Origin of the sequence: Streptomyces chilikensis (assembly GCF_001642695.1) — a bacterium.
Classification (GTDB): domain Bacteria; phylum Actinomycetota; class Actinomycetes; order Streptomycetales; family Streptomycetaceae; genus Streptomyces; species Streptomyces chilikensis.
Window position 1 is genome coordinate 1 of record NZ_LWCC02000169.1, and the last position, 2,627, is coordinate 2,627.

Sequence of the window (2,627 nt, forward strand, 5' to 3'; positions counted from 1 at the left end):
GTGTCCTGCGCGTCGGTGCCCGCCCAGCCGTCCGGCGGCCGTCCGCCGGCCGCCCGTGCCGGTGACGGGGCGGCGGAGGACGCCGTGCGTGACCCGGCGGGCGGTCGCGGGGGCGGCGGGAGCGGTGGCCGCGCGGAGGACCGCGCGGACGCGGCGGGGCCGGAACGGACGGAGGCCCGGCCGGAAGCACCGGTGGGGCGGGAAGAGGCGACTCGTGGGCGCTGAACGCCTGGGCAGGGGCCGCGGGAGCGGCGGCCGGGGAGGACCGGGGCGCGCGGTGGCGGCCGCGGCGTGCGGCGTCGTGCTGCTCGCCGGGTGCGCGTCGATGCCGGACAGCGGGCACCTGCGCGACGTGCAGTCCACGCCGCGGCAGGACACGCAGGTCCGTGTCTTCGCCGTGCCGCCGCGCGACGACGCCTCGCCGGAGCAGATCGTGCGCGGCTTCCTCGAGGCGCTGACCAGTGACGACCCGCGCTACGAGACGGCGCGCAAGTACCTGACCGCGGACGCCGCCAGGACCTGGCGGCCCGAGGGGTCGGCGACCGTCCTCGCCAACGGGCCCACCCTGCAGCCGAGGCAGTCCGGCGCGCGGGAGAACCCCGACCAGCTGAACTACACGCTCTCCGGCACCCGGGTGGCCCGGGTGGACGCCCAGCAGGCGTACGAGCCGGCCGACGGCGAGTACCAGGAGGCCGTCACCCTCCACCGGGACGCCAGGACACGGCAGTGGCGCATCGACCGGCTGCCCCCGGGCATCGTGATGGGGCAGTCCGACTTCCACCGGAACTACGCCTCCGTCAGCAAGCACTACTTCCCGGCGGGCACCGCCGAGGGCAGCGGCCGCCCGGCCGCCGTCGCCGACCCGGTGCGGGTGCGCAAGGTGGATCCGCTGACCGGGATCGTCCGCTCGCTGCTGGCCGGGCCCACCGACTGGCTCGCCCCGGCCGTGCGTACCGGTTTCCCGGCCGGCACGGCGCTGCGCGACGGCGTGAAGTCGCTGACCCCCGACGACGAGGGGCGGCTGACCGTCCCGCTCGACGTCGGGGACCGGCGGGTGGGGCACGGCGCCTGCGAGGAGATGGCGGCGCAACTGCTGCTCACGCTGCAGGACTACACCCCGACCGGGGTGCAGTCGGTGGAACTGACGTCCGGCGGGGAGCGGCTGTGCGGGCTCGACCAGGAGCGCGCCGGTCTCTACGCGCCGCACGGCACGGTCCGCCCGCCGGAGTACCTGTACTTCGTCGACGGCGAGCACCGTCTGGTGCGGATCCCCGCCGAGTACCAGGCCGCGCAGGAGCGGGAGGCCCCCGAGGACTCCGAGGACCCCGAGGACGACGAGAAGGACAAGGCCACGGAGGGCAGCGGGAAGCCGGGCGACCCGGGCGACGGCGCCGGGAAGGGCGACCCGTCCGCCTCGCCGGAGGGCGACACGGCGGCCGACGACGCCGCGCGGGCCGAGGCCGCCGGCGTCGAGCCGGTGTCGGGGGCGTTCGGTGACGGCACGACCCCGCTGCGCGCGGTGGCGGTCTCCCGCGACGAGCACACCGCGGCCGGTGTCCACCTCGACGGCAGCCGGCTGTACGTCGGCCCGCTGATGACGGAGGACGAGGACGGCGCCGGCGAGCCCCTGCTGACGAGCGAGGGCCGGTCCGAGGGCGACCGGCTGACCGCGCCGAGCTGGGACGCTCGCGGGGACCTCTGGATCGCCGACCGCGACCCCGGGAACCCGCGGCTGCTGATGTTCCCCGGCGGCGCCGGCAAGCCCGTGGAGGTGCACGTCCAGGGCCTGGACGGCCGGATCGAGGCCGTGCGCGTCGCCGCGGACGGGGTGCGGATCGCGTTGGTGGTCGCCGAGGACGACGAGCGGTCGCTGTGGATCGGGCGGATCGACCGGCGCACCGGCGGGGAGGGCACCCCGGACCGGCCGGTCGTGTCGGTGCAGGAGCCGCGGGCCGTCGCGCCCCGCTTCGAGGACGTCACCGCCGTGTCCTGGGCGGGCGCGGGCCGGCTGGTCGTCGCCGGACGGGAACAGGGCGGCGTGCAGCAGATGCGGTACGTGAGGGTCGACGGGTCGGCGGTTTCCGGGATGGCGCCGGTGGCGCTCTCCGGGGTGCGGGAGATCGCCGCGTCGGAGGACGAGAAGTTGCCGCTGGCGGCGTTCTCCGGGACCGACGGGCTGGTCAGGCTGCCCTCGGGGGCACAGTGGAAGCAGATCGTCACGAAGGCCATGAGTCCGGTGTATCCCGGCTGAGCGGGAGGCCCGGAGTTTTCCACAGGCGGGGTCCGGTCCGGTGACCGGGCTCCGCCGGGGTTTTCCACAGGGCGGCGCGGCGATCGCGTCCCGGGCGCACGGTGGTCCCGTGAGGGACTGGTGGCGAGCACTCGCCGAACTGGTGCTGCCCGGCGAATGCGCGGGCTGCGGAGCGCCCCGGACGGTGCTGTGCGACGGATGCCGGCGGGCGGTCCGCCGCGGCCCGCCCCGGCCGGTGCGGCCGCGGGACGCCCCGGCCGGGCTGCCGCCGGTGTGGGCGGCCGCTCCGTACGCCGACGCGGTGCGGTCGGTGCTGCTGGCGCACAAGGAACGCGGCGCCCTGCCGCTGGCCGCGCCGCTGGGCGAGGCGCTCGCC

Annotated in this window: 2 protein-coding genes; both read left to right on the forward strand. The window is 77.1% G+C overall.

Translation table 11 applies throughout. From position 1 onward, the window contains the following. Positions 1 to 214 precede the first annotated feature (214 nt). Positions 215 to 2,251, forward strand: coding sequence for an LpqB family beta-propeller domain-containing protein (locus A2U95_RS30460; protein ID WP_420857077.1), 2,037 nt, complete (start codon positions 215 to 217; stop codon positions 2,249 to 2,251). Between the two features lie 109 nt (positions 2,252 to 2,360). Further along, on the forward strand, positions 2,361 to 2,627 hold a 267-nt coding region (locus A2U95_RS30465), incomplete at its 3' end, for a ComF family protein (RefSeq protein WP_420857078.1).